The sequence below is a fragment of the Halorubrum sp. Ea1 genome (assembly GCF_002252965.1).
In the GTDB taxonomy this organism is placed as follows: Archaea; Halobacteriota; Halobacteria; order Halobacteriales; family Haloferacaceae; genus Halorubrum.
Map to the genome: position 1 here is coordinate 1 of NZ_NHPG01000138.1, position 26125 is coordinate 26125.

The 26125-nt window shown below is 70.3% G+C and carries 29 protein-coding genes; 14 read left to right on the forward strand and 15 right to left on the reverse strand.

The features are described 5' to 3' along the window. The first annotated feature begins 220 nt into the window (after positions 1-220). The 3 genes from DJ73_RS17100 (at position 221) to DJ73_RS17110 (ending at position 2422) form a co-directional block, all read left to right on the forward strand. Complete coding sequence (locus DJ73_RS17100; protein ID WP_004050211.1) at positions 221-409, forward strand: hypothetical protein; 189 nt, start codon at positions 221-223, stop codon at positions 407-409. 22 nt (positions 410-431) lie between these two features. Continuing rightward, positions 432-872 (forward strand): RNA-binding protein, encoded by a 441-nt coding sequence (locus tag DJ73_RS17105; protein ID WP_094523374.1) that lies wholly within the window; start codon positions 432-434, stop codon positions 870-872. A 119-nt stretch (positions 873-991) separates the two neighbouring features. Then, the gene (locus tag DJ73_RS17110) at positions 992-2422 is read left to right on the forward strand and encodes an FAD-dependent oxidoreductase (RefSeq protein ID WP_094558563.1); all 1431 of its coding nucleotides are present in this window, start codon (positions 992-994) and stop codon (positions 2420-2422) included. A gap of 33 nt (positions 2423-2455) precedes the next feature. Here the strand turns inward: DJ73_RS17110 and DJ73_RS17115 are convergent, their stop codons facing one another. From DJ73_RS17115 to nth, 6 genes are all read right to left on the reverse strand, one after another. Continuing rightward, the gene (locus DJ73_RS17115) at positions 2456-2989 is read right to left on the reverse strand and encodes a hypothetical protein (protein WP_094523378.1); all 534 of its coding nucleotides are present in this window, start codon (positions 2987-2989) and stop codon (positions 2456-2458) included. Next, positions 2986-3480 (reverse strand): phosphopantetheine adenylyltransferase, encoded by a 495-nt coding sequence (locus DJ73_RS17120; protein ID WP_094558564.1) that lies wholly within the window; start codon positions 3478-3480, stop codon positions 2986-2988. Before DJ73_RS17120 ends, DJ73_RS17115 begins: the two co-directional genes overlap by 4 nt. 91 nt (positions 3481-3571) lie before the next feature. Next, a complete protein-coding gene (locus DJ73_RS17125; protein ID WP_094558565.1) occupies positions 3572-4210 on the reverse strand; it encodes a winged helix-turn-helix domain-containing protein in 639 nt (212 codons plus the stop codon). Between the two features lie 103 nt (positions 4211-4313). Further along, positions 4314-5393: a glutamate--cysteine ligase gene (locus tag DJ73_RS17130; RefSeq protein ID WP_094558566.1), complete on the reverse strand. Its 1080-nt coding sequence runs from the start codon at positions 5391-5393 to the stop codon at positions 4314-4316. Between the two features lie 195 nt (positions 5394-5588). Continuing rightward, positions 5589-6146 (reverse strand): DoxX family protein, encoded by a 558-nt coding sequence (locus tag DJ73_RS17135; RefSeq protein WP_094558567.1) that lies wholly within the window; start codon positions 6144-6146, stop codon positions 5589-5591. Between the two features lie 157 nt (positions 6147-6303). Beyond that, a complete protein-coding gene (gene nth / locus DJ73_RS17140) occupies positions 6304-6987 on the reverse strand; it encodes an endonuclease III (RefSeq protein ID WP_094523388.1) in 684 nt (227 codons plus the stop codon). 158 nt (positions 6988-7145) lie between these two features. Here nth and DJ73_RS17145 point away from each other — a divergent pair, with 158 nt between their 5' ends. From DJ73_RS17145 to DJ73_RS17155, 3 genes are all read left to right on the forward strand, one after another. Next, entirely contained in the window at positions 7146-7511 is a 366-nt protein-coding gene (locus DJ73_RS17145) for a hypothetical protein (protein WP_094523390.1), read from the forward strand. 131 nt (positions 7512-7642) lie between these two features. Next, positions 7643-8191 carry a DUF2249 domain-containing protein gene (locus tag DJ73_RS17150; RefSeq protein ID WP_094523392.1) on the forward strand — a complete coding sequence of 183 codons (549 nt, stop codon included), beginning with the start codon at positions 7643-7645 and terminating at the stop codon, positions 8189-8191. 56 nt (positions 8192-8247) lie between these two features. Next, positions 8248-8532, forward strand: coding sequence for a transcriptional regulator (locus DJ73_RS17155; protein WP_094528276.1), 285 nt, complete (start codon positions 8248-8250; stop codon positions 8530-8532). 138 nt (positions 8533-8670) lie between these two features. On the opposite strand, the gene DJ73_RS17160 is transcribed toward DJ73_RS17155, so the two are convergent. From DJ73_RS17160 to DJ73_RS17185, 6 genes are all read right to left on the reverse strand, one after another. Further along, positions 8671-10992, reverse strand: a complete 2322-nt coding sequence (locus tag DJ73_RS17160) for an alkaline phosphatase PhoX (protein WP_094558568.1) — start codon at positions 10990-10992, stop codon at positions 8671-8673. Positions 10993-11242: 250 nt separating this feature from the next. After that, positions 11243-11662, reverse strand: a complete 420-nt coding sequence (locus DJ73_RS17165; protein WP_094528278.1) for a hypothetical protein — start codon at positions 11660-11662, stop codon at positions 11243-11245. 152 nt (positions 11663-11814) lie between these two features. Beyond that, positions 11815-12492, reverse strand: coding sequence for a DJ-1/PfpI family protein (locus DJ73_RS17170; RefSeq protein WP_094558569.1), 678 nt, complete (start codon positions 12490-12492; stop codon positions 11815-11817). Between the two features lie 1139 nt (positions 12493-13631). Next, positions 13632-14201: a hypoxanthine/guanine phosphoribosyltransferase gene (gene hpt / locus DJ73_RS17175; protein WP_094523402.1), complete on the reverse strand. Its 570-nt coding sequence runs from the start codon at positions 14199-14201 to the stop codon at positions 13632-13634. A gap of 127 nt (positions 14202-14328) precedes the next feature. Beyond that, on the reverse strand, positions 14329-15105 hold the full coding sequence (locus DJ73_RS17180; RefSeq protein ID WP_094528280.1) for an enoyl-CoA hydratase/isomerase family protein: 777 nt from the start codon (positions 15103-15105) through the stop codon (positions 14329-14331). 73 nt (positions 15106-15178) lie between these two features. Further along, positions 15179-15400, reverse strand: a complete 222-nt coding sequence (locus tag DJ73_RS17185) for a hypothetical protein (RefSeq protein ID WP_094523406.1) — start codon at positions 15398-15400, stop codon at positions 15179-15181. 147 nt (positions 15401-15547) lie between these two features. Here DJ73_RS17185 and aroC point away from each other — a divergent pair, with 147 nt between their 5' ends. After that, positions 15548-16735 carry a chorismate synthase gene (gene aroC / locus DJ73_RS17190; RefSeq protein WP_094523408.1) on the forward strand — a complete coding sequence of 396 codons (1188 nt, stop codon included), beginning with the start codon at positions 15548-15550 and terminating at the stop codon, positions 16733-16735. Between the two features lie 27 nt (positions 16736-16762). On the opposite strand, the gene DJ73_RS17195 is transcribed toward aroC, so the two are convergent. The 3 genes from DJ73_RS17195 to DJ73_RS17205 form a co-directional block, all read right to left on the reverse strand. Further along, positions 16763-16972 (reverse strand): hypothetical protein, encoded by a 210-nt coding sequence (locus tag DJ73_RS17195; protein ID WP_094523410.1) that lies wholly within the window; start codon positions 16970-16972, stop codon positions 16763-16765. Positions 16973-17023: 51 nt separating this feature from the next. Then, positions 17024-17890, reverse strand: a complete 867-nt coding sequence (locus DJ73_RS17200; protein ID WP_094558570.1) for a ZIP family metal transporter — start codon at positions 17888-17890, stop codon at positions 17024-17026. A gap of 62 nt (positions 17891-17952) precedes the next feature. Further along, positions 17953-18513, reverse strand: coding sequence for a TIGR04206 family protein (locus DJ73_RS17205; protein ID WP_094523414.1), 561 nt, complete (start codon positions 18511-18513; stop codon positions 17953-17955). 111 nt (positions 18514-18624) lie between these two features. Between DJ73_RS17205 and aglM the strand changes: the two genes are divergently transcribed. From aglM to DJ73_RS17240, 7 genes are all read left to right on the forward strand, one after another. Beyond that, positions 18625-19947: a UDP-glucose 6-dehydrogenase AglM gene (gene aglM / locus DJ73_RS17210; protein WP_094523416.1), complete on the forward strand. Its 1323-nt coding sequence runs from the start codon at positions 18625-18627 to the stop codon at positions 19945-19947. 168 nt (positions 19948-20115) lie between these two features. Beyond that, the gene (locus DJ73_RS17215) at positions 20116-21519 is read left to right on the forward strand and encodes a selenium-binding protein SBP56-related protein (RefSeq protein ID WP_094558571.1); all 1404 of its coding nucleotides are present in this window, start codon (positions 20116-20118) and stop codon (positions 21517-21519) included. A gap of 6 nt (positions 21520-21525) precedes the next feature. Next, positions 21526-21855: a 2Fe-2S iron-sulfur cluster-binding protein gene (locus tag DJ73_RS17220; protein WP_094528285.1), complete on the forward strand. Its 330-nt coding sequence runs from the start codon at positions 21526-21528 to the stop codon at positions 21853-21855. A 61-nt stretch (positions 21856-21916) separates the two neighbouring features. Continuing rightward, positions 21917-22762 (forward strand): hypothetical protein, encoded by an 846-nt coding sequence (locus DJ73_RS17225; RefSeq protein WP_094558572.1) that lies wholly within the window; start codon positions 21917-21919, stop codon positions 22760-22762. Positions 22763-22829: 67 nt separating this feature from the next. Beyond that, on the forward strand, positions 22830-23597 hold the full coding sequence (locus DJ73_RS17230; protein WP_094523424.1) for a hypothetical protein: 768 nt from the start codon (positions 22830-22832) through the stop codon (positions 23595-23597). Between the two features lie 33 nt (positions 23598-23630). Then, complete coding sequence (locus tag DJ73_RS17235; RefSeq protein WP_094558573.1) at positions 23631-24707, forward strand: M48 family metalloprotease; 1077 nt, start codon at positions 23631-23633, stop codon at positions 24705-24707. Beyond that, a complete protein-coding gene (locus DJ73_RS17240) occupies positions 24704-26083 on the forward strand; it encodes a hypothetical protein (RefSeq protein ID WP_094558574.1) in 1380 nt (459 codons plus the stop codon). Before DJ73_RS17235 ends, DJ73_RS17240 begins: the two co-directional genes overlap by 4 nt. The last annotated feature ends 42 nt before the right edge of the window (positions 26084-26125 follow it).

Below are 26125 nucleotides of genomic sequence, written 5' to 3' on the forward strand. Positions count from 1 at the left end.
TCGCCGTCGCCGCCGGCGTCGCGATCGCGATCGCGGTCGACAGCGCGATCGTCTCGGTCGCGGTCGGCGTCGTCCTGACGGTGTCCATCGCGGCCGTGCTGCTCGCGGTCGCGTGACCGTCGGCGGTGCGACGCGCGGATCCGGTCCGTCGCCCCGACCCGGGGACGGTCCGCCGCTCCGGATCCGCGCGCTTTTAAGCGTCCCACCGGAACGAACGCGCATGAGCTTCGAGAAGGAAGACGAGGTCGTGCTCCACGACAAACACAGCGAGTACGACGGCGAGACGGGCACGATCACGCAGGTGATGGAGACGATGTTCGGCGACGCGACCTACACGGTCAGCTTCGAGGACGGCCAGGAGACGGGCGTCCCCGAGGACGCGCTCGACGCCGTCGAGAGCGAGGAGTAACCGACCCCTTTTCCGACCCGCAATGCCCAAAGTCCCCTTCCACTACGTCGACCTCCGGGCGTTCTCGTACGCCACCGAAGACGAGAAGCGGGTCGAAGACGCCCTCCGCAGGTTCCTCCCGGAGGACGCCGAGCTCGACCGCGTCGAGAACGTCGGCCACCACGGCGACCGGATCGTCGTGCTCTCGGCCCGGATCGAGAACGCGGACGGGATGCGCCACGTGCTCGACGCGCTCGCCGACCTCGACGACGTCGACCGCGTGATCGACGAGCTCGACCAGCGCGTCGACGACAACTGCGCGCTGTTCCTCCGCGTCGACAAGCAGGCCGCGTTCCGCGGCGAGGTCCGGCTCGGCCCCGGAATCACCGTTCGCGCGAAGGTGGAGGCGTACCCGGCGAAGAAGGAGGCCGCGGTCGAGAACGCCCGCGAGACCCTGTCGCGGCTGGCAGACGACGACGCCTAGGTAACGGCTGTCGCGATTGTCGCGTCTCACCGTCGACGCCCGGGCGGCCGTCCCGTGATCGGGCGCCCGGTCCGCACCCGCGGAGTGCCTTTTTATACGGTCCCGCCGTCGTCGAATTCATGAGCGATCCCTTCGTCGTGGTCGGCGCCGACGCGGCCGGGCTGAGCGCGGCCAGCAAGTTCCGCCGCGAGGCGCCCGACCGCGAAGTCGTCGTCTTCGAGAAAGGCCGATGGATCTCGTACGCCTACTGCGGGACGCCGTACTTCATCGAGGGCCGCATCGAGCGCATGTCGGACCTCCTCTCGCTGTCCCCGAGCGAGGTCGACGAGCGCGGGATCGACCTCCGACGCGGCCACGAGGTCGTCGCGGTGGACCCGGCCGGGAAGACCGTCACCGTCGAACCCGCCGACGGCGACGCCTTCGAGCAGCCGTACGGCGACCTCCTCGTCGCGACCGGCGGGCGCGCGTCGACCGGGCCGTTCGACGTGCGCGGGGTCGACGGCGCCTTTACCCTCCACAACATGGACGCCGCGGCCGCGATCGACGCGTACATCGCTGAGCCCGACGCGTACGACCCAGACCGCGCCGACGTGAGCGCGGTCGACCGCGAGCGCGTCGAGCGCAACGCCGCGATGCCGGCCCCCGAGACGGCGGCGATCGTCGGGGGCGGCTACGTCGGCGTCGAGATGGCCGAGGCGCTCTCCGGTCGCGATCTCGACGTCCACGTCTTCCAGCGCTCCGACCACCTGATCCCGCCGTTCGGGGAGGCGGTCGGCGAGCGCGTCGAGGCGGAGCTGGTCGACGAGGGCGTGACCGTCCACACGGGGAGCCCCGTCAAGGGCCTCGTCGGCGACGACCGGATCGAGGCCGTGGCGTTCGACGGGGAGACGTTCCCCGTCGACATGGCGGTCGTCGGCGTCGGGATCCGGCCGAACACGGAGCTGTTGGACGGGACCGGCGTCGAGCTCGGCGAGGGCGGCGCGATCTCGATCGACGAGCACGGCCGGACGAGCCTCCCCGACGTGTACGCCGCCGGCGACTGCGCGACCGCGAGGCACGCCGTGACGGGCGAGCCGGCGTGGATCCCGCTCGGCCTCACCGCGAACCGCGCCGGGCGGGCGATCGGCGCCACCGTCGCGGGCGACCCCTCGCCGGTGGGCGACGTCGCGGGCACCGCGGTCGTGAAGGCGTTCGACATGGAGGCCGGTCGCGTCGGCCTCGTCGAGGCGGAAGCGGCCCGCGAGGCCGGCTTCGATCCGGTCCGCGAGACAGTCACCGCCGGCTCGCGGTCGGGCTACTACCCGGGCGCGGCGCCGACCGACGTGACCCTCGTCGCCGACCGCGACACCGGGCGGCTGATCGGCGGGAGCATCGTCGGCCCCGACCGCGCCGCGATCCGGATCGACACGCTCGCGACCGCGCTGGAGGCCGACATGACCGTCCCCGAGGTCGAGCGGCTCGACCTGGCGTACGCGCCCCCGTTCAGCCCGGTGTGGGACCCGGTCCTCGTCGCGGCGAAGGTGCTCAACGGGAAGCTCGACGGGGAGTAAGGTCCGACTCGGTCGCCTGCGCCCGCGTTCGCGTCAGTCGCTCGCGCCCGCTTCCCCGTCTCCGTTCGCGGCGGCGGCGGACCCGTCCGTGCCGGCCGACTCGTCCGTTTCCCCGTCGGTGCCGCCGATACCGGCGACGACCCGGCCGATCGCGTAGCCGGCGAGGCCGACTGCAACCGCGGCCGCGAGGGCGACCCCGAGCGGCTCGGCGATGGCGACAGCGAAGGGGAGCGGGTCGGCGAGGGGGATCGCGTACGGCGTCGGTCCGATCGTCCGCAGGAGGGCGGCCGCGAGGGGGCCGTACGCGAGCAGGACCGCGGGGAGCGCGCCGGCGCCGACCGCGGCGTACGCGGTCGTTCCGACGGCGGTCAGCGCCGCGAGGACCGCCGCGACCGGCGCGACGACGCCGGCGGGAGTCAGGCCCCCGACCTCGCCGGCGAGCGCGACCGCGTCGAAGGCGACGTACGAGACCGCGAAGCCGACCGCGCTCCAGACGGCCGCGCGCTCGAATCCGGTCTCTCCGACCGCGACGCGGGCGAGCCGTCCGGGGTCGTCGTCGGCCGTCATTCCGGCCGGGTCGCGCCGCGACCCTCGCGGTCGGGCGTCAGGTTGCCGTGCTCGTCTATCTCGCCCGCGACGATCCGCGTCGACGAGATCCGCTCGCCGTCCTCGGCCGGGACGTGGTCGACGACGACCAGTTCGAGCGGGTCGTGCCCGTGCTCGCGGCGGATCTTGTTGATCCGCTCGCCGCCCGCCCTCGTCTCGGGGGAGACGATGAGGGCGTCGAACTCCGGCTCGACGGCGATACCGGTCGGCTCGGTGAGCTCGCGGACCGCGAACTCGCGGTCGTACTCCTCGGCCCGGGGCGCCAGCTCGGCCTCTAGGTCGCGCTTGCGGCGGTCGTACGGGCGGACGTAGCGCTCGACGTGTCGGGTCTTCGGCGCGAGCTCGTCGGACGTGAGGCCGACGGTGACGTCCCCCAGCTCGAACGCCCGTTCGAACAGCTTCCGGTGGCCGTCGTGAACGGGGTCGAACGTGCCACCAAGCGCGACGTTCATGCCCGTCGGTTGCGCGGGCGGAACTTAAAGTGTCCCGAACTCGGAACCGTCGCGGCGTCCTCTTCGCCGTTCGGTGCCCGCCGCGTCGTCGCTATCGGCTCGCGGCGTCGTCCTCGTCGTTCGCCGCGGTGTCGTCCGCCTCGTGTCCCCCGGCGTCCCCGTCCGCGTCGTGTCCCTCCCCGCTCTCGTCGCCACCGACGGAGATCTGTACGGGCTCCGCGTCGCCGTCCGGCGACTCGCCGCCGAGGCGTCGGTCGAGGTTGAAGACGGCGTTCAGCTCGCGCTGGACGTCGCCGACGACGCCCCGGACCAGCTCGCTGGGCGCGATCGCCTCGTACTCGTAGGGGTTGTTGCCGGCGCCGCTGGCCTCGCGCTTGTCTCGCTCGACCTTCTCCTCGTCGTGGAGCTCCGCGAGCGCCTCGCGGACCGTGCTCGGGTAGAGGCCGGTGCCGTCGGCGACCTCGTCGCTCGTGCTCCGCGGGTTGTCCCGCAGGTAGACGTAGATCCGAGCCCGGGTCTCGGTGTCGAGCAGCCACGCCAGCAGGTCGACGACGTTGTCGTCGAACCCCTTGACCGCCTTGTCGGCCCCCTCGCCGAGCCGCTCTCTCGTCTTGCGGAGCTCCTCGCGGGTCCGCTCTGTCGGCGACTCGTCTCCTCCCTCTCCCGCCCCGAGGGCGGCGCCGCCGTCGGGATCCGCGGCGGGGTCGTCGTCGAACTCGTCACTCGTCATACTTGTGAGTGGTGTCCGCGCGCCCAAAAGGGTTTCTCGTCGCTTTCGTTCCGACGGAAGTCGCGGCGATCGACGATCCGGCACCGTCGCCGCCCGGCCCGCCTCACGTCGACAGGACCAGGTCCTCGCACAGCGCGTCGAGCCCGGACTCCTCGCGGAGCCGCCGCTGGCGCTCGGTGCCGCTCTCGGCGTCGTACACACCGCGGATCCCGTCGATCCCGAGCCGGTCGCACTCACTGTCGACGACCTCGCCGAGGGAGACCGTCTCCTCGCCGCTCCGGGCCACGAACGAGGCGTCGTGCCCGCGGCGGATCGCGCGCCACTTGTTCTCGTCTAACAGCTCGCGGCGGAGCGCCGGCGCGGGCTCGCCGTCGTCGTAGCGCTCCGCGTAGTCGACGACGAGCGCGTGCACGTACTCGACCAGCGCGAGGGTGACATCTGGGTCGCGCTGGGCGTCGGGCGCGCGCACCTCGACGGTGCCGTGGCCGGTGTGCGGGCGCACGTCGAACCAGAGCTCGCCGCGGTCGGCGATCGAGTCCGTCTCGACCATCCGGCGCTCGTAGCGCTGGAAGGCGTCGAAGTCGTCGAACGCGGAGGGGATCCCGGTGTTCGGGAGGTTCTCGAAGATCTTCGCGCGGGCCGACGCGAGCCCCGTGTCGAAGCCGTTCCAGAACGGGGAGTTCGCCGACAACGCGAGCAGCACGGGGCAGTGCCAGCGGAGGCGGTTGGCGATCCACACCGCCTTGTCCGCGTCGTCGACGCCGACGTGGACGTGGAGGCCGGCCGTGGTGTTGCGGTGTTGGGGGTACCGTATCCGGTCGAGCTGCGCCTTGTAGCGCGGCTTCTCGACGTGGTCCAGCTCGCGCCACTTCGCCGCCGGGTGGAGCCCCGCGGCGGCGATCCGGTAGCCGTCGGCCGCGGCGTGGTCGACGAGCGCCTCCCGGACCGCCGACAGGGCGTCCTCGGCGTCCGCGGGGTCCTCGATCAGCTGGGTCTGCGCCTCGATGGTGCATTTAAACAGTTCGTGGTCGAACCCGTCGGGCACCGCGCTCGGCGGGTCGCGGCCGTACACGAGGTCGTCGGTTCCGGACGTCGGGCGACCGTCGGCATCCGCGATGTAGAACTCCTCCTCGATGCCGAGCGTCCCCATCCGAGCGAACGCGTCCCGCGAACCGAGATCCATTACCGCTCCGTTTCGCCCCCGCGCTCTTATATCGAATGGAACCCGAAACGGAGCGCCGGTGCCGGGGCCGAGTCCGTGCGATGACACGGTCACCGGCGTCGACGCTCGGCGACGAAGCGGCCGGAGAACCGAACGGTCTGAAGACGAGTCGGCGGTTCGCGGCTACCCGACCGACGCGCTAGGCGTCGCCCTCGTTCACCCGAGGACGTAGCGGAGCGCCGGGAACTTCTCCGTCAGCGCCTCGCCGCCGACCTCGATCCGCTCGATGTAGGCGTCCAGCCCGAGGACGCGACCCGCGCCGAAGGCGGCGACCGTGAGGAACACGACCGCGTACACCAGCGTCGAGTCGAACAGCGCGAGGACGTCGCCGCTCCACCCGCCGAGGTAGAACAGCGCCATCTGCATCGCGCCGCCGAGCGCGGCCAGCCGGACGAACGCGCCCAGGATGAGCGCCGTCCCGATGAGCAGCTGCGTCGCCGGGACGAACACGTTCGCGAACTCGACGAACCACGGCGTCGAGCCCATCGCGGCGTACAGGCCGCTGACCGGACTCGCCGCGTCGGGCGCGTGAACGAGGTAGCCGCTGGCGTCGAACGGCTCGCCGGTCGCTTTCCCGAGCCCGGCGAACAGGATCATCCCGCCGATCGTCGCTCGGAGCATCACGATGAACAGCGCCGACAGCGAGTGCGCCTTCCCCAGTAGCGTGACGCCGCCGATCTCCCCGCCGAACTCGTTTGTGGTTCTGGTTGACATAGCGTCTCTCCTCACTTGCGAGTACGCCGGTATAGAAGATAAACTACGAAGCGAGTTCCCTCTCGCGTGGAGGCATTCGGGGAGACCCCCCGTTCGAAGGGGTGTTTAAATACGCGTGCGACGCTCGCTCATCGCTCCCGTCGGTCGCGCGGACCCGTTACCACGCCTCTCCGCTCGCGAGGTCGACCTCGGCGTCGCCCTTCTCGGACGGGCAGACGTCCGCAAGCACGCAGTCGGCGCAGTCCGGGTTGATCGCGGTGCAGGTGGCGCGCCCGTGGTCGATCATGAGGTGCGTGAACTGCTGCCAGTCGCTCTCGGGGACGACGTCGAGGAGGTCCCGCTCGATCGCCTCGGGGCGCTCCTCCTCGGTGATACCGAGCCGCCGGGTGAGCCGCTGGACGTGGGTGTCGACCACGATCCCCTCGACGACGTCGTGGCCGTGCTGGAGGACGACGTTGGCGGTCTTCCGTCCCACCCCGGCCAGGTCGGTCAGCTCGGACATCGTGTCGGGCACCTCGCCGTCGTGCTTCTCGGCGATGTCCGCGCACGCCGAGCGGATGTACTTCGCCTTGTTGTTGTAGTAGGTGATCGAGTTGATCGCCTCGGCCATCTCCTCCTGCGGCGCGTTCGCGTACTCCTCGGGCGTCTCGTACGTCTCGAAGAGGTCGGCGCACACAGCGTTCACGCGCTCGTCGGTGCACTGCGCGGAGAGGATCACGGCGATGAGCAGCTCCAGCCGGTTCGAGTAGTTCAGCGAGATGGTCGAGTCCGGGTACTCCTCGTACAGCCGGTCGAGGACCTCCTCGACCTGCTCCGCCCGCGGCTCCAGTGGCGTGCCCATGGGGATCCCTCCGGCCGGCCGACATTGAACGATCCGGAAGCGGCGCGGGCGGTCTCGGCGGCGCGGGCGGGCTCGGCGGCGCGACCGCGGCGGAGCGACCCCACCGGCCAACCGCGGCGAACCGGCAGATTCACCTCGTCGCCTCGACACCTCGAACCGTGTCCCGGTCCCGCGATCGACGGCGACGTCGCCCGGCGTACAGCCGCCGGCCGCAGGAGTTCTACTGGCTGTGGATCGCGGCGACCGCGACGTACGGCGTCGGCGACGTCGTCTCGACGATCGCCTTCCTGGAGTACGTCCCGACGATCGACGAGGCGAACCCGGTCGTCGTCTTCGCGCTCGACTCCTTCGGGCTCTCCGGACTCGTGGCCCTGAAGATCGCCGTCTACCTCGTGATGCTGTGGATCAGCGTCTCGGGCGCCCGCGACGGCGACGCGCTCCTCTACTACTTCCCGCCCGTCCTCCTGACGCTCGTCGGCACGTACCTCACCGCGAGCAACGTCCGGCTCCTGTGGCTGGCCTGAGCCGTCCCGCTGCTTCGACCGACCCGTGCCGTCCCGGTCGCGGACCGGACCCGTCCCGCCCCGACCACCGCCGGTGCGGCCCGAACGTGTTCGCGACACCGCACATAGGGGTCGCGGGGAATCCAACGCGTATGACCGAACTCGACGTGCGAGACCTCCCGCCGAGCGAGCGACACGGCCGGATACACGGCGCCTTCGAGGAGCTGGCGCCGGGCGAGACGCTGACGGTCGTCAACGACCACGATCCGAAACCGCTGTACCACGAGATGGCGGTCGAGAGGCCCGCGTTCGACGCCGACGGCTACGAGTCGGAGCGGGAGGGCCCCTCTCGGTTCGTCGCCGAGTTCCCGAAGGCGGCCGACCGGGACGCTCCCGGGGCCGACCGGGCTCGCATCGCCGACCTCGACGGCGAGCCGCACGCGGACGCGTTCCCCGGGCGGGAGCCGAAGACGATCCGGCTGTCGCTGGAGGCGGGCGAGCGCGTGCCTGGACACGAGCATCCCGACCGGACCGTGCTGTTCCACGTGCTGGAGGGCGCCGTCGACGTCGCCCTCGACGGCGACCTCCACCGAGTCGAGGCCGGGGAGATCCTCCGGTTCGGGGGGGAGTCCACGGTCGAACCGACCGCGCGCGAGGAGAGCGTCGCGCTGGTGGTGTTGGCGCCGCGGCCCGCGGAGTGAGGGTCGGGCGAGCAGTTTCCCGCCGCCGTTTTATTCACCGCCCGCGAACGGCCGGCATGGAGACGACCCGTCAGCGCATCGCCGAGACGCTCCGCGAAGGCCCGGCGACCGCGAGCGACCTCGGCGAGTCGCTGTCGCTGCCGACGCCGGTCGTGTACGAGCACCTCGACCACGTCTCGCGGTCGGTCGACGACGCCGACGCCGACGAGCGGTTCCTCGTCGCGCCGCCCGAGTGCCGCGACTGCGGCTTCGACGGCTTCGACGACCCGGTCAACGAGCCGTCGCGGTGCCCGGAGTGCAAGAGCGAACGGATCGGAGAGCCGGCGTTCGTGATTCGGTAGCCCGACCGGGAACCGGCGGTCCCGCGGTCGACCCCCGTGGGAGGGCCGAAGCGCACGACGACGGAAGGGACCGGTCCCGGCGCGAACCCGGCCGCCAACGAAACGGCGAGCGCTCAACGGGCGACCGCGGTCCCGAACCTATCCGCCGTTTCCGCCGCCGTTCCCGTTGCCGTTCCCGTTTCCGCCGCCGTTCCCGTTTCCGTTGTCGTTCCCGTTTCCGCCGCCGTTCCCACCGCTGTTCCCGTTCCCGTTTCCGCCGCCGTTCCCGTTTCCGTTGTCGTTCCCGTTTCCGCCGCCGTTCCCACCGCTGTTCCCGTTCCCGTTTCCACTGCCGTTCCCGTTGCCGGGCGGATCGCCACCGGGAGGCCCGCGTCGATCGGTTTCCTCGGGCTCGTAGACGTACATCGCGTCGTTCGGATAACTGCGGTTCCCGCCCCGCCAGCCGTCCTCACAGAGGAGGACGCGGCCGTCGCGCATCGCGTAGACGTTGTCGACGTTGCGCAGCGAATCGTCGACGTCTTTCATCGCCTCCTCGCTGGTGAAGTCAGGCCCGACGACGACCGGTTCGAGCGTCGAGACGTCGTATCGCGGCCCGAGCTCGGCGCGGTAGACGACGCCGCCGTCGACGCGGTCGAGCGCGATGTCGCCGCCGTCGTTGGTCGGACCGGCCAGGTCGTCGTTGAACTCGGAGATGCCGAAGTAGACGTAGTCGCCCGGCTCGGCGTCGTCGACGCTGTCGACGCCCTCCGCCTTGTTGAACTCGATGGAGGCGCCCATCTCCTTGGCCGCGGCCCGCGTCTCGATGAACGGCACCCGCCTGAGCTCCTCGTCGACGCCGTCCGGACCCCGTTCCGCGTACTGCTCGGCCCACTCCACGATCTGCTCGTCCGAGACGTAATCTTCGTTGCCGTTCGCGATGACTTCGAGGTCCGCCTGCTTGAGGACCGCCTCGGTGACCTCGTCGCCCTCGCTCCAATCGGCGTGGCTCTCGAGGTAGTCGACTTGGGTGACGCCGTCGTACTCGGCGATCCACGACTCGACCTCCCGGTTCGAGGCGTGTCCCATCGGCAGCCACTCGACGTCGAGGGGGACTTCGGCCGGCGACTTCCCGGACGCGGCCTCGTCGTTGGTGATCTTCGGCGCGTAGAGCGTCCCGGCGACGTCCATCGGATCGCAGTAACTCGAGATCGGTCGGTCGGCGACGAACTTGTAGATGCCCTTGCTGTCGCCGTCGGAGCAGCCGTAGACCGTCCGCTCGTCTGGGAGGAAATCGGGGGCCTCCCACGCGGCCCGACCCATCACGTAGTACTTGACGGGTTCGAGCTCTCCCGGGGCGGCCGTCGGGTTCCGGACGTCGACGTGATAGCCGTAGCGGTACGGGTTGGGGTAGACGTCCCCGATCGGTTCGATCGGGTTCCCGTCGCCGGACTCGACCGGCTCGGCGCCGAGGTGGTAGGCGAGGTGTTCGACGCCGGTCATGTTCCAGTAGCCCTGGACGTACCAGCCGTCGACCTCGTCGTAGTCGTTGACCGCCGGCTGGATCTCCGAGGGGTTCGGCCGGTTCCAGAAGTAGGCCGCCCCGCGCAGTCCTTCGCCGTCGCCGGCCTCGACGATATCGCCGATCGTTCCCGTGAGGTTCGCTCGGGGGTGGGCGTAGTTCTCCTCGGAGGACAGCGGCGTGTTCCACGGGCTGAGGTCGCCGTAGCAGTTGATACGGGTCCCGCCGATCTCTCGGAACGCGTCCGTGTTGACCGCGTTGATCGCGTTCTCGGCGTCGGCCTCCCACTCGCCGTCCTCGGTCTGTGACAGCGGGGTCCGCATGACGTTCCCGGGACTGTTCTCGTCGTTCGTAAAGAGGAATCCCTCCGTCCCGTCGTCGTCCGTCGCGACGAAGTGGTTGGCGTCCGGGTTGTACCCCGAGTCGCCGTAGGTCGTGCCCGCGAAGTTCTCGGTCGTGACGTCCCGTCCGTCGGGGGTCTGGGTGATCCCCCAGCGCTCGGTGCCGCCGTTGATCGCGTCCCCCTCTCGGATCAGGTACTCGAAGTCGCCGGCGGCGGCGAAGACGCCGTCCTGCTGTTCCTCGACCGGGGCCGGGGACTCGCTGAAGTCGTCGTTCTCCCCATCGAACGAGAACTGGAACCCCTCGTAGTAGCCGACTCCGGCCCTGTCGTACGGTGCCGGGTTGTCGCGGCTCGGGTGCTGGACGCTGATCAGCAGCGAGCCGTCCTCGAAGACGAACGGTCCGGTCATCTCCGCGCCGAAGGCTGTCGTCGAGAACCGCTTGAGGTCACCGACGACGCTCGGTGCGCCCGAGGTCTGCGTGTCCTCGTCGTCCGTCGAGTCAGCGGGGCTGTACCCCCGGTAGCTATCCTCCGCTCCGCTCGCGGCGCCCGAGACCCCCGCGCCGACCAGGGCGGCGACGGAGGCTTTCATCAGACGCCGTTTGGATTGGTTAACCATCCACATGGGGGCGCGCATCCCAGCGTAAAACCCGTTTATAATAGGTTAACACCCCTGATTAGAGCGGTTACCGTCGCTATATAGCCGACGGAAGCGGAACGGACCGATCCACCGCGGTCGTGACCCGTCGGGTCCGCTCGCGTCGGCCGCCGTACCGCTACCCGTTCAGCCGAGAGGAAACAACCGCGGCGCTGGCCCCGCCTCCCGACGGTCCGTACGTCCCGCCGAAAACGAACTGCGTTCGTCCCGCTCAGAGATCGGTCTCCGCGTCCTCCATCTCCGAGACGTTCCGCCGGATGTTGTCCGCCCGCTTCCGGACTCGCGATGCGTATCGCTCTATCTTTCCGGGCTGGACGCCCATGAACGAGCCGACCCACTGACGGTCCGCGTACGGCTGGGTGAGGAGGTACGCCGCGAGCGTGTCTCGGCCGGCTTGGATGATGATCGGCGGGACGCCCCGATCGCCGGTACCGGCCTCCTCGAACCCGTTGACGTCGAAGTAGATGTCGGCGTAGAGTTCGGCGGTCTCGGCGTCGCCGAACTCGATCCCGTCGTGACGCGGCGCTTCGAACCGGTAGCGTCCGCCGTCCAGTTCGACGACGCGGACGTCCATGACGTACTCCCGGTACGTCCCGATCGACGTCTCGCCGATCCGCTCTGTCGAGGCCATGCCCGCCACTCGTCGCGGCCGATCATAAACCTCGGTAATAGCGGTCTATAGCCGTCTATAGCCGTAACGAGGCCTGCGGACGGACACGGAGCCGTCCGAAACGCGGGCGATTCGCGCGCGACGGGGTTACAGCTCGTCCAGCAGCGTCGCCGTTACAGCTCGTCCAGCAGCGTCGCCGCCGCGGCCGCCGAGGAGCCCGGGCCGCGGGCGGTGATCAGGTCGCCGTCGACCGTGACGCTGGTGTCGGCGTTGAGCTCGGCGTCCCAGTCGGCGCCGGCGAGGACGACCTCGTCTTCGACCCAGTACGGGAGCTTCCGGCCGTCCGGCATCACGTCGTGGTCGTCCACGATGCCGTCCTCCCAGTCGTTCGGGAAGCCGGTGACGGAGCGGCCCTCCACGAGCGGCGTCCCGTCGGCCTCGCGGGTGAACGCCAGGATCCCGACCGCGTGACAGACGACGAGCGCGACGCCATCGTCGCCGCCGGCCGCGTCCAGCAGCAGCTGGCGCGCGTGCCGGTCCTGGTTCACGTCCCAGACGGTGCCGTGGCCGCCCGGGAAGACGACCGCGTCGTATCCCGCGGCCTCGACCGTCGCGATCGGCTCCGGATCGTTGAGCCCCGGATGCTCCTCGTCGACCTCGCGGAGCTCCGCGACCCGCTCCTCCCCGCCCGCCGCCTCCGGATCGAGCGACCGCTCGTCGACGACCGGCGGCGACCCCGACGGCGTCGCGACCGTCACGTCGACGCCCTCCGCTTCGAGGGTCGTCAGCGGTTCGATGCACTCCTCGGCCCAGTACCCTTCCTCGCTCACGACGAACAGCGCGCTACTCATGTGTACTCCTCATTCACGACCGCGACATAAAAGGCGCCCGCGCCCGGCAGCGACGACGGGCGGACGCGGGGTTTATCAGTTGCCTCGTCAGGACTGTGGCGCACGTCTCCGAGCAGGCCGTCGGATCGGCGCCCGTTCGTCGACGAGACGGCTCTGTCGAAATCCGTCGCTAATGACAGGTGTCAGCGGCTGTGCTGCATACAGAGCGCGTGTCTCGTATGAACAGGGGGCAGATTGCGAACAGCCAATCGGTCGATAAAGGCGAAGAGTGGACCGTTGACTATAGACAAACCCTGTCAATAAAACACTAGGACTATGTATTCAACCAGTAGAACGCTACTGTGACCAATCTCAGATTAGCCTTTGCTGCAGGAATCCTTACAGCCCTTAGTGTGGGAGCCACGTTATTTATACACATCCCGTTTGTGGAATCTGAAGTCGCACGCGTAGTCCTAAACGGTCTTTTCGTAGGAGGTACCGTCTATATCGGTCTCAAAATTCTCGAACGAACTATGGATGCACAGTAATTCACACGTCCAATTCCTATTTGCGGAAGGGATTCACCTATCTGATTATATACACGTTCTGGATGGCGGTTCGGTCAGGTAGAGTATGAACTTCATCAAGTAGTCGTGCTGAACTCACTCTCTGAATCTCGCACGCCGATTCTATCAGTTCTTAAGTATTTCAACAGAGCCAATCTTATCATTATGAGGGTTGACTCTCATCACACCACCTCTTAGCGAATCGTGTTCGTTACCTGGAAATCCTACAATAGATAGCTGTATTCAGCCTGTAGCAGTTCTATTCTCGGCTGAGGAGGGTATTTTGTAGTCGAATAAGGGATTCGCGTGCAGGCCGCTACGCAGGTAGTCCGCAGCTAGGCGAGTGAGTACGCGATAAGTGTGTGATACGGTATCTTTATACTTGCTAAAGCGGGACTCTACGTTGCTGGCATTCCATATTCGTACACACACGAGCGGGGGGAGTGTGCGGAAACTGGAATGAGACACCACGGAATGCCAGCACTTTCAGAAGCGGCTCTGTTGAAATCCTCTGTATGCAGCAGGTCCGTCGTGTCCGTTGATAGAGAGTTCGACGGGGCTCGACTGACGGAGTGATTAAAACCGAACAGCTCCCTAGTCGTCGCCCTGCGCGTCGACGATCACGACCTCGCCGTCCTCGACGGTGACGTTGATCAGCGTCTTCACGTTGTAGTCGGTGTCGTCGAGCTCGTTGTCGCCGGCCTTCTTGATCACGGCGACGACGTCGACGACGTCCGCGCCGACCTCGTTCGTCAGCGCGTCGAGGATCGCCTTCATCGTCCCGCCCGTCGAGAGCACGTCGTCGAGCACGAGCACGCGGTCGCCCTCCTCCACGTCGTTGATATACATCTCCGACTCGGAGTAGCCCGTCTCCTGGAACAGCGGGACCTCGCCGTCGAGCCCGTACTGGCGCTTGCGGATGACGACCAGCGGGATGTCGGTCATCAGCGAGAGCGCGGTGGAGATGTGGATCCCCATCGCCGCGGGGGTGACGATCTTGTCGACGTTCTCCAGCTCCGCCTTCCGGATGATCCGGATGACGATCTCCCGGAGCAGCTCCGGTTCGAGCATTGGGACGCCGTCGCTGATCGGGTGGACGAAGTACTGGTACTCGCCTTTCTCGATGATCGGCGCGTCGAGGAGCGACTGCCGCAACTGGTCCATGTCGCCGGTACTCGGGCGGATTAATAAAGCGTGGCGATCCCCCGGTTCCGTGGACCTCGGTGTCACGGGTCGCAGCGGTGTCGACCGCGTCGACCCCGACCGTCTCCTCGGCGTTCTCGGCCGGCAGTTACTCGAACTCCGGCTCGCGCTTCTCGAGGAACGCGCGCATGCCCTCGCGCTGGTCGTGCGTGCCGAACAGCCCGGCCCACGCCCGACGTTCGAGGGCGAGCCCGCCCTTCTGGGTCCCGTCGTGGACCGCGTTGAGCGCCTCCTTCGCGGCGCGGGTCGCGAACGCGGGCTTCGCGGCCAGCTCACCCGCCAGCTCGTCGATCCGGTCGTCGAACGCGTCGTCCGCGACGACCTCGCCGACGAAGCCGACCTCGGCCGCCTCCGCGGCGTCGATCCGCTCGCCCAGGAAGACGAGCCGCTTGGCCGTCTCGTCGCCGACGAGCCGCGAGAGCCGCTGGGTGCCGCCCCACCCCGGAATGATGCCGAGGTCGATCTCGGTCTGACCGAGCACGGCGCTCTCGGCGGCGACCCGGAGGTCGCAGGCGAGCGCCAGCTCGCAGCCGCCGCCGAACGCGTAGCCGTCGATCGCCGCGACCGTCGGCGCCGGGAACGACTCGATCGCGTCGGCGACGCCGTGGCCGAGTTCGGCGTACGCCTGCGCCTCCGGCGTCGACAGCTCGACCATGTAGGAGATGTCCGCGCCCGCGACGAACGCCTCGTCGCCCGCGCCGGCCAGCACCAGCGCGCGAGCGCCGTCCGCCTCGGCCTCGTCGAGCGCCTCCCCGATCGCTTCGAGCGTGTCGACGGTGAGGGCGTTGAGCTGGTCCGGGCGGTCGACGGTGAGCGTCGCGACGCCGTCCGCGTCGACGTCGAGCGTGATGGTGTCCCACGTCATACCGGTCACTCAGGGGCCGGCGTGAAAGTCGTTCGGCAGACGCGCTCTCGACGGCAGAGGGGACGCCGCCGCGTCAGATCTGCTCGCGGCTGTCGATCTCGCTGTAGATGAACCACGCGGCCGTGTACGCGCCGATGAACAGCAGGTAGCCGACCACGAGACCGACGAGCTGGCGCGAGCCGAGCCCGCCGGGCAGCGTCCGCGAGAGGATCCCCAGCGCCACGGCGAACACGACCAGCGAGAACAGGCCCGAGAGGGCGTACACGCCGAGGTCGGAGGTGAGACGTTCGCGCACGCTCCCATCAACGGCGTCGCCTTATATACTCCCGTCGGTCGCGGCGAGGCGTCGACCGCGCGGCGCCCGTCCCGGCCGCGGCCGACCGGCCGCCCGTCCGGTTGCGCGGATTGCAACCCCTATATGCCCCCGGCCACACGTGCGAGTATGAACGGGAACCGGTTCGGTCGGCTCTTCCAGGTGACGACGTACGGCGAGAGCCACGGCGACGCGATGGGCGTGACGGTCTCGGGCGTCCCCGCGGGGGTCGAGCTCGACGAGGAAGCGATCCAGGCGCAGCTCGACCGGCGCAAGCCGGGCCAGTCGATGATCACGACCTCCCGGGGCGAGCCCGACGAGGTCGTCGTCAACTCCGGCGTCCAGGACGGCTACACCACCGGGACGCCCATCGGCATGGTGATCCAGAACAAGGACGCGCGCTCCGGGAAGTACGAGCCGTACGTCACGGCGCCGCGCCCCTCGCACGGCGACTACACCTACTCCGCGAAGTTCGGCACGCGCAACTGGGGCGGCGGCGGGCGCTCCTCCGCGCGCGAGACGGTGAACTGGGTCGCCGCGGGCGCGGTCGCGGAGCAGGTGCTCGACGCCTCCGAACACGACGTCGAGATCAAAGCGCACGTCAACCAGATCGGCGACGTCGAGGCCGAGCCCGTGAGCTTCGAGCAGTTGCTCGAGCACAGCGAGGAGAACGACGTGCGCTGCGCCGACCCCGAGGCCGCCGCCGAGATGCAGGAGCTGATCGAGGGGTATCAAGAGCGCGGCGACTCCATCGGCGGCTCTATCTACTTCGAGTGCCGCGGCGTCCCCCGCGGACTCGGCGCCCCGCGGTTCGACAGCTTCCCCGCCCGGCTCGGGCAGGCGATGTTCTCCATCCCGGCGACGACCGGCGTCGAGTACGGCCTCGGGACGGACGCGACCCTCGTCTCCGGCAGCGACCGCAACGAGGACTGGACGTTCGACGACGGCGAGTCGTTCGACCACGTCGAGAGCGAGGAGGGCGACCCCGTCCCCGTCGGCAACGACCACGGCGGGCTCCAGGGGGGGATCACGACCGGCGAGCCGATCTACGGCGAGGCGACGTGGCACGCGCCCACCTCGATCCCGAAGAAGCAGCGCTCGGCCGACTGGGAGACGGGCGAGGAGAAAGAGGTGCAGGTCGTGGGGCGTCACGACCCCGTCCTCCCGCCGCGGGCCGTCCCCGTCGTCGAGGCGATGCTGTACTGCACCGTCCTCGACTTCATGCTGCTCGCCGGCCGGATCAACCCCGACCGCGTCGACGGCAACCCGGGGCAGTACGACACCGACTACCACCCGAGCAGTCCGGACAACGAGTAGCGAGCGAGCGTCCGCCGGTCCGCCGCGTCACTCACCCGGCGACCACTCGCAGGCGTTCCCCGCGGTGAGGTCCTCCTCGTCGATGTGCGCCGAGAGGCAGGCGTAGTTGCAGAAATAGGCGGGCGACCCGCAGTCGTCGTCGCAGTCGCGCACGCAGATCGGGTCGTGCTCGAAGATGCGCGAGCCGCAGTAGGCGCACGTCTCGTCGGCTGTCGGCGTCGACACGGTGGCGGACATGGTCGGGTCCTGCCACTCGCGGCTCGAAAAGCTGTCGCGGGTCGGCGCGGCTCACACCACGACGACCGCGTCGACGACGACGAGGAGCACGAACCCGACGAGGAACGCCCCGGTGGCGGCGTCGGCGTGGCCGTGACCGTGCGAGGAGGGGATCAGCTCCCGGAAGACGACCGCGAGCATCGCGCCCGCGGCGAAGCCGGCGGAGACCGGGAAGAGACCGGCCGCGAGCCCGACGAGCGAGAAGCCGAACACCGAGGCGACGACCTGCGGGACCACCCCCGAGAGGGTGGTGTACCAGAGCACCCGCGGGCTCGACATCCCGGTGTCCGCCATCGGCACCGCGAACGCGAACCCGTCGGGGACGTTCTGGAGGCCGATCACGACCGCGAGCAGCAGCGCGACCTCCTCTAACCCGGAGGCGAAGGCGACGCCGATCGCCAACCCCTCGGGGGCGTTGTGGAGGGTGATCGCTCCCCCGATCAGCACGGCTTTCCGGAGCGTCACCTCGCGCGCGGCGGCGACCGCAGACGGAGAGCCGTCGGCGTCGACCTCGACGCCCGGCTCGTCCGCCGTCGGGCCGTCACCCGTCTGGATGGCGGCGTCGTCGCCGGTCGCGCCGCCCTCGGGGAGCCACTCGCGGTACTGCGCGTGGAGGTGCGGGATCGCGTAGTTCCCGCCGAGCAGCACGCCCCCGCCGAGCAGGACCCCCGACATCACCGCCCGGAGCGTCCCCTCCTCCATGCCGGGGACGATCAGTCCGAAGACGCTGGCGGCGACCATCAGCCCGGCGGCGAGGCCGAGCGCGGCGTCGTACACCCGGTGGGTCACCCCCGGCCGGAAGAACACCGGCAGCGCGCCGAGCCCCGTCGCCAGCCCCGCGATCCCGGTGACGGCCACGACGTTCGGCAGCGTCGTCATGGCGCGTGCTTCCGCGGCCGCCTATATAAACGCCGTCGATGTGGGAGCGGCCGTCGACCGCCTCACCGCGTGACGACTCCGCGGAGGTCGCCGCCGTACGCGACGACGGCGACCGCGAGCGTCGCGACCGCGCCGACCGGGAGCACGGTGAAGACGCTCGACGTGGTCCCGACGCCGAACCGCGTCGCGAGCCCGACGGAGACCCACAGGCTCGCGGTCGCCGCTAAGACGAGCAGGCCGCCGGTGACGCGTCGGTCCTCCCGTCCGAGCGCCACGCCGGCCACGGCGCTCGCCGCCGACAGCAGGTGGAACCCGATCGCGAGCGGCCACGCGCGGATCGACGCCGGGAGCGCCGCGAACGGCCGCGACTGGTCGAGGAAGTACGCCCACACGGGGTACCCGCCGACCCCGGAGCCGGACGCCGCCGCGTTGAGGAACCCCCACAGGCTCACCACCGTGAGATCGCCGCCGGCCGAGATGACGGCCATCGGGACCGCGAGCAGCGCGAGGACGAGGGCCCAGCCGATTCGCGCGACGGGACCGCGCTCGCTCGCGACGGCCCCGCCCGACCGCTCGCCGTCGGCTCGCTCGGCGCCGGCCCCGTGCGGCGGTCGCTCTACCATGCCGATCGCTCGGAGGCGGACCCGTAAGAATCGACCGGGATCGGCTCCCCCGGGCCGGACGGGCCCGCGCGACGCGCAACGCTCTTTGTGTCGGGGGTCGCTCGTTTCGGCATGCGAGTCACCGTCGTCGGCAGCGGTTACGTCGGTACCACCCTCGCGGCCTGCCTTGCAGACGCGGGTCACGACGTCACGGCGATCGATATCGACCCGGACGTCGTCGACGCCCTGAACGACGGCCGCGCGGCGATCCACGAACCGGGGCTCGACGACCTCCTGGCCGAGCACGCGGGCGACCGGCTCCGGGCGACGACCGAGTACGACGGCGTCCCCGACGCCGACGTGACGTTCCTCGCGATCGGTACCCCCTCGCGCGAGGACGGTAGCATCGACCTCGGTCCCCTCACCGCGGCCGCGGGGATGACCGGCGAGGCGCTGGCGGACGTAGGAGGAGACTCCGCCGCGGCGGGCGACCCCGAGGACCGCCACCTCGTCGTCGTCAAGAGCACGATCACGCCGCCGGGCGTCCGCGAGGTCCGCGAGGCGCTCCTGGCGGGCGCCGGCGACGCGGCCGACCGCGTCGAGCTCGCGACCAACCCCGAGTTCCTCCGCGAGGGGTCCGCAGTCGACGACTTCCAACACCCGGACAAGCTCGTCTTCGGCGCCGACTCCGACTGGGCGACCGATCGGCTGGAGGCCCTCTACGAGCCCCTGCTCGACGCGACCGACGGCGACGTGCCGGTGATCCGGACCGACCCCGAGACCGCCGTGATGATCAAGTACGCCAACAACGCCTTTTTAGCGTCGAAAATCTCGCTGGCGAACGACCTGGGGAACGTCTGCAAGCGGTTCGGGATCGACGCCTACGAGGTGATGGACGCGGTCGGGCTCGACGACCGCATCGGGGCGCGGTTCCTGCGCTCGGGGGTGGGCTGGGGCGGAAGTTGTTTTCCCAAAGATGTTGATGCAATTAGGGCAGCAGCCCGCGAAGCCGGCTACGAGCCGCCGATGCTCGACGCCGCGGTCGCGGTGAACGACGGCCAGCCGGAGCGCATGCTCGAACTGCTGGACTCGCACGTCGACGTCGCGGGCGAGCGCGTCGCCGTGCTCGGGCTCGCATTTAAACCGGGCACCGACGACACCCGGAACTCCCGGGCGATCCCGATCGTCGAGGGGCTGCGGGCGCGCGGCGCCGAGGTCGTCGGCTACGACCCGGTCGCGACCGACGCCATGCGCGAGCGCTTCCCCGACCTCGCGTACGCCGACTCCGCGGCCGCCGCGCTGGAGGGGGCGAGCGCCGCGCTCGTCGTCACCGACTGGGACGAGTTCGCGGCGCTCGACGACGCCTTCGACGCCATGGCCGAGCCCGTCGTGATCGACGGGCGGCGGATAATCGAGCGGCGCGACGGCCTGACGTACGAGGGGCTCACCTGGTAGCGGCGGCGACTACCGCGTTCGATAACCCGAGGGACGCCGGTCGTCCGGACGTCGTTGCGCTCGGGACCGTCAGTCGGCACTGACATGTAATTCGATAAATAACTGTGTGACTAGAATATAAACGATACTACATTATTAATAGTGCTGAATGCCAACCGGCGATCTGGGATGAGCACCGACGAACCCAGCCACGACGCGGAACAGCACGGTCACGAGCACCACGAGGTCGAGGGGCCGGGGTATCCGACGCCGGCCGCGATGCGGACCGAGAGCGGTCGGGAAAAGACGGCGTACGTGATGGCGCCACGGGTGGGTATGGAGAACGAGGGGCCGGACATGATCGGCGTCGTCGACCTCGACCCCGCGTCGGACACCTACAGCGAGCTGATCGACGCGGTCGAGATGCCAAACAAGGGCGACGAGCTCCACCACTTCGGCTGGAACGCCTGCTCCTCGTCGTGTCACGCCGAGGGGCTCTCTCGGCAGTACCTGGTCGTTCCGGGCCAGCGCTCCTCGCGCATTCACGTCATCGACGCCGAGGACCCGCGCAACCCCGAGATGGTGAGGGTCATCGAACCGGAGGAGGTGTTCGAACACGACCTGTCCGCCCCGCACACGGTCCACTGCGTCCCCGGCGGGAAGGTCGTCATCAGCATGCTCGGCGACGCGAACGGCGAGCTCCCCGGCGGGTTCCTCCAGCTGGACCAGGAGGACTTCAGCATCGACGGCCGCTGGGAGGCCGACCTCGGCGAGATGGAGATGAACTACGACTACTGGTATCAGCCCCGCCACGACGTCATGATCTCCAGCGAGTGGGCCGCGCCGAACACCTACTACCCGGGGTTCGACCTCGAGGACGTCGAGGCGGGCGACTACGGCGACAGCATCCACATCTGGTCGTGGGAGGACCGCGAGCACGTACAGACGCTCGAGTTCGGCGAGCAGGGGCGGATTCCGCTCGAAGTCCGGATGAGCCACAACCCGGAGGAGACGCAGGGGTACGTCGGCGCGGCGCTCTCCTCGAACATCATCCGCTTCTACGAGACGACCGACGGCACGTGGGACTGGGACGTCGTCATCGACGAGGAGCCGCGCGAACACGAGGACTGGGACATGCCGGTGCCGCCGCTCATCACGGACATCCTGCTGTCGCTGGACGACCAGTACCTGTTCTTCTCGAACTGGCTCCACGGCGACGTCCGGATGTACGACGTGAGCGACGCCGGCAACCCGCGACTGGTCGATCGGGTGTGGGCCGGCGGTCTCTTCGGCGACCGGCAGACGGTGCAGGCCGAGGAGATCCGCGGCGCGCCGCAGATGCTCCAGCTCTCCCGGGACGGCGAGCGGCTCTACTGGACGACGTCGCTGTTCTCGTCGTGGGACAACCAGTTCTTCCCGGACATCGCCGAGGAGGGGTCGCTCATGCTCAAGGCGGACGTCTATCCCGACGAGGGACGGCTGGAACTGGACGAGGAGTTCCTCGTCGACTTCGGCGACGCGCCCGGCGGCCCGGCGCGCGCCCACGAGATCCGCTGGCCGGGCGGCGACTGCACGAGCGACGTCTGGCAGTGATCGGTCGTGACTGACGCGACGACCCACGCCGTCGAACTCGTCCGCCCGGACGGGGGGACGGAGACGATCCGCGTCGCGGAGGGCGAGACGATCGTCGACGCGGCGGAGCGGGTCGACGTGGGCCTCCCGTACGGCTGCCTGTACGGCGCGTGCGGCACCTGCACGGCGGAGCTGCTCGACGGCGAGGTGCGTCACGGACGGTCGCCGCGAGCGCTGAAGCCGTCCGCCCTCGACGCCGGCTACGTCCTCCCCTGCGTCGCCGCGCCCGAGTCCGACTGTCGACTCCGCGTCGGCCACGAGATCCAGGCCGAGGTCGTCGGGACGCCCTGGAAGTGAGGCCCGCTCCGGCGACGGACGCGGACGGTCAATTTATATACGCCGACCGAAACGTGAGGCCATGGCGGCCCTCCACGCCCTCCGTCCGGCAGTCGGTGGTATCGTTCGCAACCCGGTCCTCCTGCTCGTCACGGCGCTGTACGGGCTCGCGCAGGCCCCGAACCTCCTCGTTCCGCCGACGCGACCGATCCTGTCGGCGGGCGTCTCGCTCGCGACCTTCGCCGCGTTCGTTCTCGTGCTCCCGTTCGTCCAGGGCGGGCTGCTCGGCATGGCGAGCGAGGCCGTCGCGGGACGGACCGGCCTCGGGACGCTGGTCGCCGAGGGGAAGGCGAACTACGTGTCGCTGCTGCTCGGCTACTTCGTCCTGCTCGCGATCAACCTCGTCTTCGGGTTCGTCGCGTTCGTGGGCGGACTGATCGCCGTGATCGGCGGCCACGCGTCGATGCCCGCGGACGCGCCGGGCGTCGGCGTCGACCCGACGCTGCTCGCGCTCCTCGCGGTCGTCGGAGGCGGGTTCCTCCTCGCGTACCTCCTCGTCACCTTCGCCGTCCAGTTCTACGCCCACGCGGTCGTCCTCGACGACGCGGAGCTCGTCGACGGGTTCCGGCGCAGCGTGGGGCTCGTCCGGTCGAACCTCCTGAGCGTCGCCGGCTACACGCTGATTCTCCTCGTCGGGAGCGTCGTCCTCGGGACGCTGGCCGCGGCGGCCTCGGTCGTCCTCGGTCCCCAGTCCGCGGGGATGCCCGGCACGCCGTTCGCCGACTTGGCGGGGGTCGAGCCGACCCTGCCCGTGATCGCCGCGGCCGGCGTCGGCTACCTCCTGCTGACGAGCGCGTTCGCCGCGTTCTACGCGACCTACTCGGTCGCGTTCTACGAGGCGGTCAGCCCCGGCGCCGCGCCGGCGTGAGTCCGACCCCGCCGCGCGGCGGCTCGACGACCGCCAGCGATAATCCCGTGGCGCACGTGGGATCGGTATGAACACGCAGGACGGCGGCCACCACGACGCGGCGGTGGACGCGCTCGCGGTCCGCGAGTACGAGCGCGCCGGCGACCGATACACGCGCGGCGGGCGGCGCGTGCTCGCCGACCCGCGCGAGGACCTCGACCCGTTCGCGCCGGACGAGAAGGGGTGGATCGGCCAGGGGCTCCAACAGCTGCTCGCCGCGACCGTCGCGTACCGGGTCGCGGGCGTCGACGGCCGCGCCACCCAGCGAGCGGTCGAGGGGATCGCCGCGACGCGCGACTTCCAGCGCGTCCTCGACGCGCCCGGGCAGACGGCCTGCCTCGGGGAGTTCGTCGCCGACTTCCGCGTCGCCGGCGGACTCGACGGCGCCGCGGAGGCCTACGACGACGCCGCGGAGCGGTACGCGACCGCCGGCGACGCGATCGACTCGCCGCAGGCGCTCGCGACGACCCCGCTGTTCGGCGCCGCGGCGGCGACGGTCAAGCAGGTCGCCCGCGGGCAGGCGAACGGCGAGATCGCGATTCAGTGGGAGGACCTCCACGGGTCGGACCCCGCCAGGGCGGGCGACTTCCTCGCGCACCGCGCCCGGATCAAAAAGCAGCGCTTCGCCGGCCTCGTCGAGAAGGCGGTCGCGGACGGCCACCTCGCGGCGCCGCGGGGCACGACCGAGTACGGCAACGAGACGCACCGGTGTCCGAGCTGCGGATCGAACGACGTCAACTGGGCCGGCACCGACGTGCTCTGTATGCGGTGTTCGACGCCGACCGAGCAGATTTAAGCCGGCGGCAGTCCTACGCGGCCGTCGCATACGATGTCGCCCTCCATCGCCGACCTCTTCCGTCCCCTCCGCGCGCTCGCCCCGCCGAACCGGCTCGACCGAGACCAGCGGCTCCGCCTCCGGATGGCGATCGCGACCGGACTGGTGATCGCGCTCCCGTTCGCGTTCGTCTACGCGTTCGTCTTCCTGATCAACGCGGTCGGGCTCCCCCTGTTGGAGTGGGCGAACGAGCGCCCGTACACGGGCGAGTTCTACGTCGATCCCGTCCTCCTGACGGTCGTCATCCTCGTCGGACTCGCGGTCCAGTACCGGTACGGCCCGCGGACCGTCCTCCGCTCCGTCGGCGGGCGGCGGGTGTCGCCCGACGAGTACCCGGAGCTCCACGCCGCCGTCACGCGGCTGGCCGCGCAGGCGGACGTCCCGAAGCCGGACGTGGCGGTCGCGCGGACCGAGCTGCCGAACGCCTTCGCGGTCGGGACGCCCGGGAACGGCACCGTCGTCGTCACGACCGCGCTGTTGGAGGCGCTCGACGACGACGAGCGCGACGCCGTGGTGGCCCACGAGCTCGCGCACCTCGCGAACCGCGACGCCAGTCTGATGACCGTCGCGTGGGTGCTCCCGACCGTCACCTACTACCTCGCCGTGCTCGCCTTCTACGTCCTCTACGGCCTGTTCCGGTTCCTCAGCGTCGGCGGCGGGTCGGGCGGGAACCGCGACGGCCGGGCGCTCGCGGTCGGGATCGTCGTGATCACGGTGAGCGCGGTCCTCACGCTCACCGTCTCGGCGATGTTCTGGTTCGGGAGCGTCCTCATTCACCGGGTGCTCTCGCGGTACCGCGAGTACGCGGCCGACGGCGCGGCCGCCGAGATCACGGGGTCGCCGGCGGCGCTCGCGAGCGCGCTGGAGACGCTCGACGAATCGATGCCGGCGGTGCCCGAACGCGACCTCCGCGAGTTCGACGGCGGCGCCGAGGCGCTGTACGTCGCGCCGCTGGAGAGCCGCGCGTTCGGCGACGAGGAGCTGGTGAGCACCGACGTGTTCCCGGAGACCCATCCCCCGACCCGCGAGCGGGTCCGGCGGCTCCGCGAGCGCGCGGGTGAGGCGGCGTGACGGGGCGTGGCTCCCCCGGACACTCCTCACGGCGCCGGTTCCTCGCGACCGCCGGCGTCGGTCTCGCGGGCGCGCTCGCCGGCTGCGGCTACCGCCCCGGCGGCGGCGACCTCGCGTGGGAGTCGTCGCTCGGGGGCGGCGGGATGTTCGGCGCCGGCGACCGGTGGTTCCGCCCCGCGGGCGACCGGCTGTTCGTCGTCCGGAACCAGTCGGGACGGACGTTCGACTTCGAGGAGGACGCGTGGCGCGACTACGAGAACGCCGAGGTGACCGGCCTCGACCCGGCCGGCGACGCCCGGCTCGAGGCGGAGACCGACCGACAGGCGACGGGCGTCCCGGCCGTCACCGAGACGTCGGTGTTCGTCCCCGTCGAGGGCGGCCGCGTCACCGCGATCGACCGCGAGCGCGCCGCGCTCGACCTCGACGACCCGACGGTCGACACCGCCGACAGCGGCGGCGACGAGGCCGACGAGCCAGACCCCGTCCGCTGGCGGACCGACGCGATCGCCGAGAGCGCCGACGGCGGGACCGGCGACGACGACGGTGTGACCGGCGACGCGCCCGCGGTGACCGTCGACGCCGTCCGCGCGGGCGGGCGTCTCGCGGTCGCCGTCACGCGTGACGACGCGGTGGTCCTCGACGCCGGCTCCGGCGATCGCGCCTTCGCGGTGGCAGAGGCGTGGCCCGACGCGGGCGACGGGTCGCCGCGCTCGCTCTCCCCCGACCGCGTCGCGGTCGACGGGGACGCCGTTTGGGTCGCCCTCGACGAGGGCGACTCGGGGGGCGCCCGGATCGCCCGGTTCGACGCGGCCGGCGAGTGGTTGGCGACCCGGTCGCTCGAGGCCGGCGTCGACTGGCTCACCGTCGTCGACGACGCCGTCGTGGTCGCCGCCGACGGCGGGCCGTCTGTGCGCGGGTTCGACCGCGACCTCGGCCCGCGGTTCGCGTTGGACGTGCCGGCGCCGAACGAGCGCCCGCCCGTCGGCGGGGCGAGCGGGGACGACGGCGAAACGAGCGGGGACGACGGCGCCGGGCGACGCGTGTACCTCCACCGCGGCGAGGTCGTCCGTGCGCTCGACGTCGCTGCCGGCGAGGTCGCGTGGGAGCACGCGGGTCTCCCGGCCTCCCGCCCGACGGCCGTCGACGATCGCGGAATCTACGGCGTCGGCGAGGAATCGGGCGGAGACGGAGTCGAGCCGGGACCCGCGCTCGTCGCGGTCGGCGCCGACGGGGACGGTCGCTGGTCCGCCCCCCTCCCGGAGGGCGTCCGCGTCGAGGAGCTGTACGCCGTCGGAGGACGGCTGATAGCCGTCGACGGAGAGGACCTGTACGGGTTTCGGGCCGAACCGGGCGAGCGCTGGTCGCTCCTCGGCTGAGGTCGCCCGCGGAATCGGCGCCGAGCCCGGCGGCGGAACCGG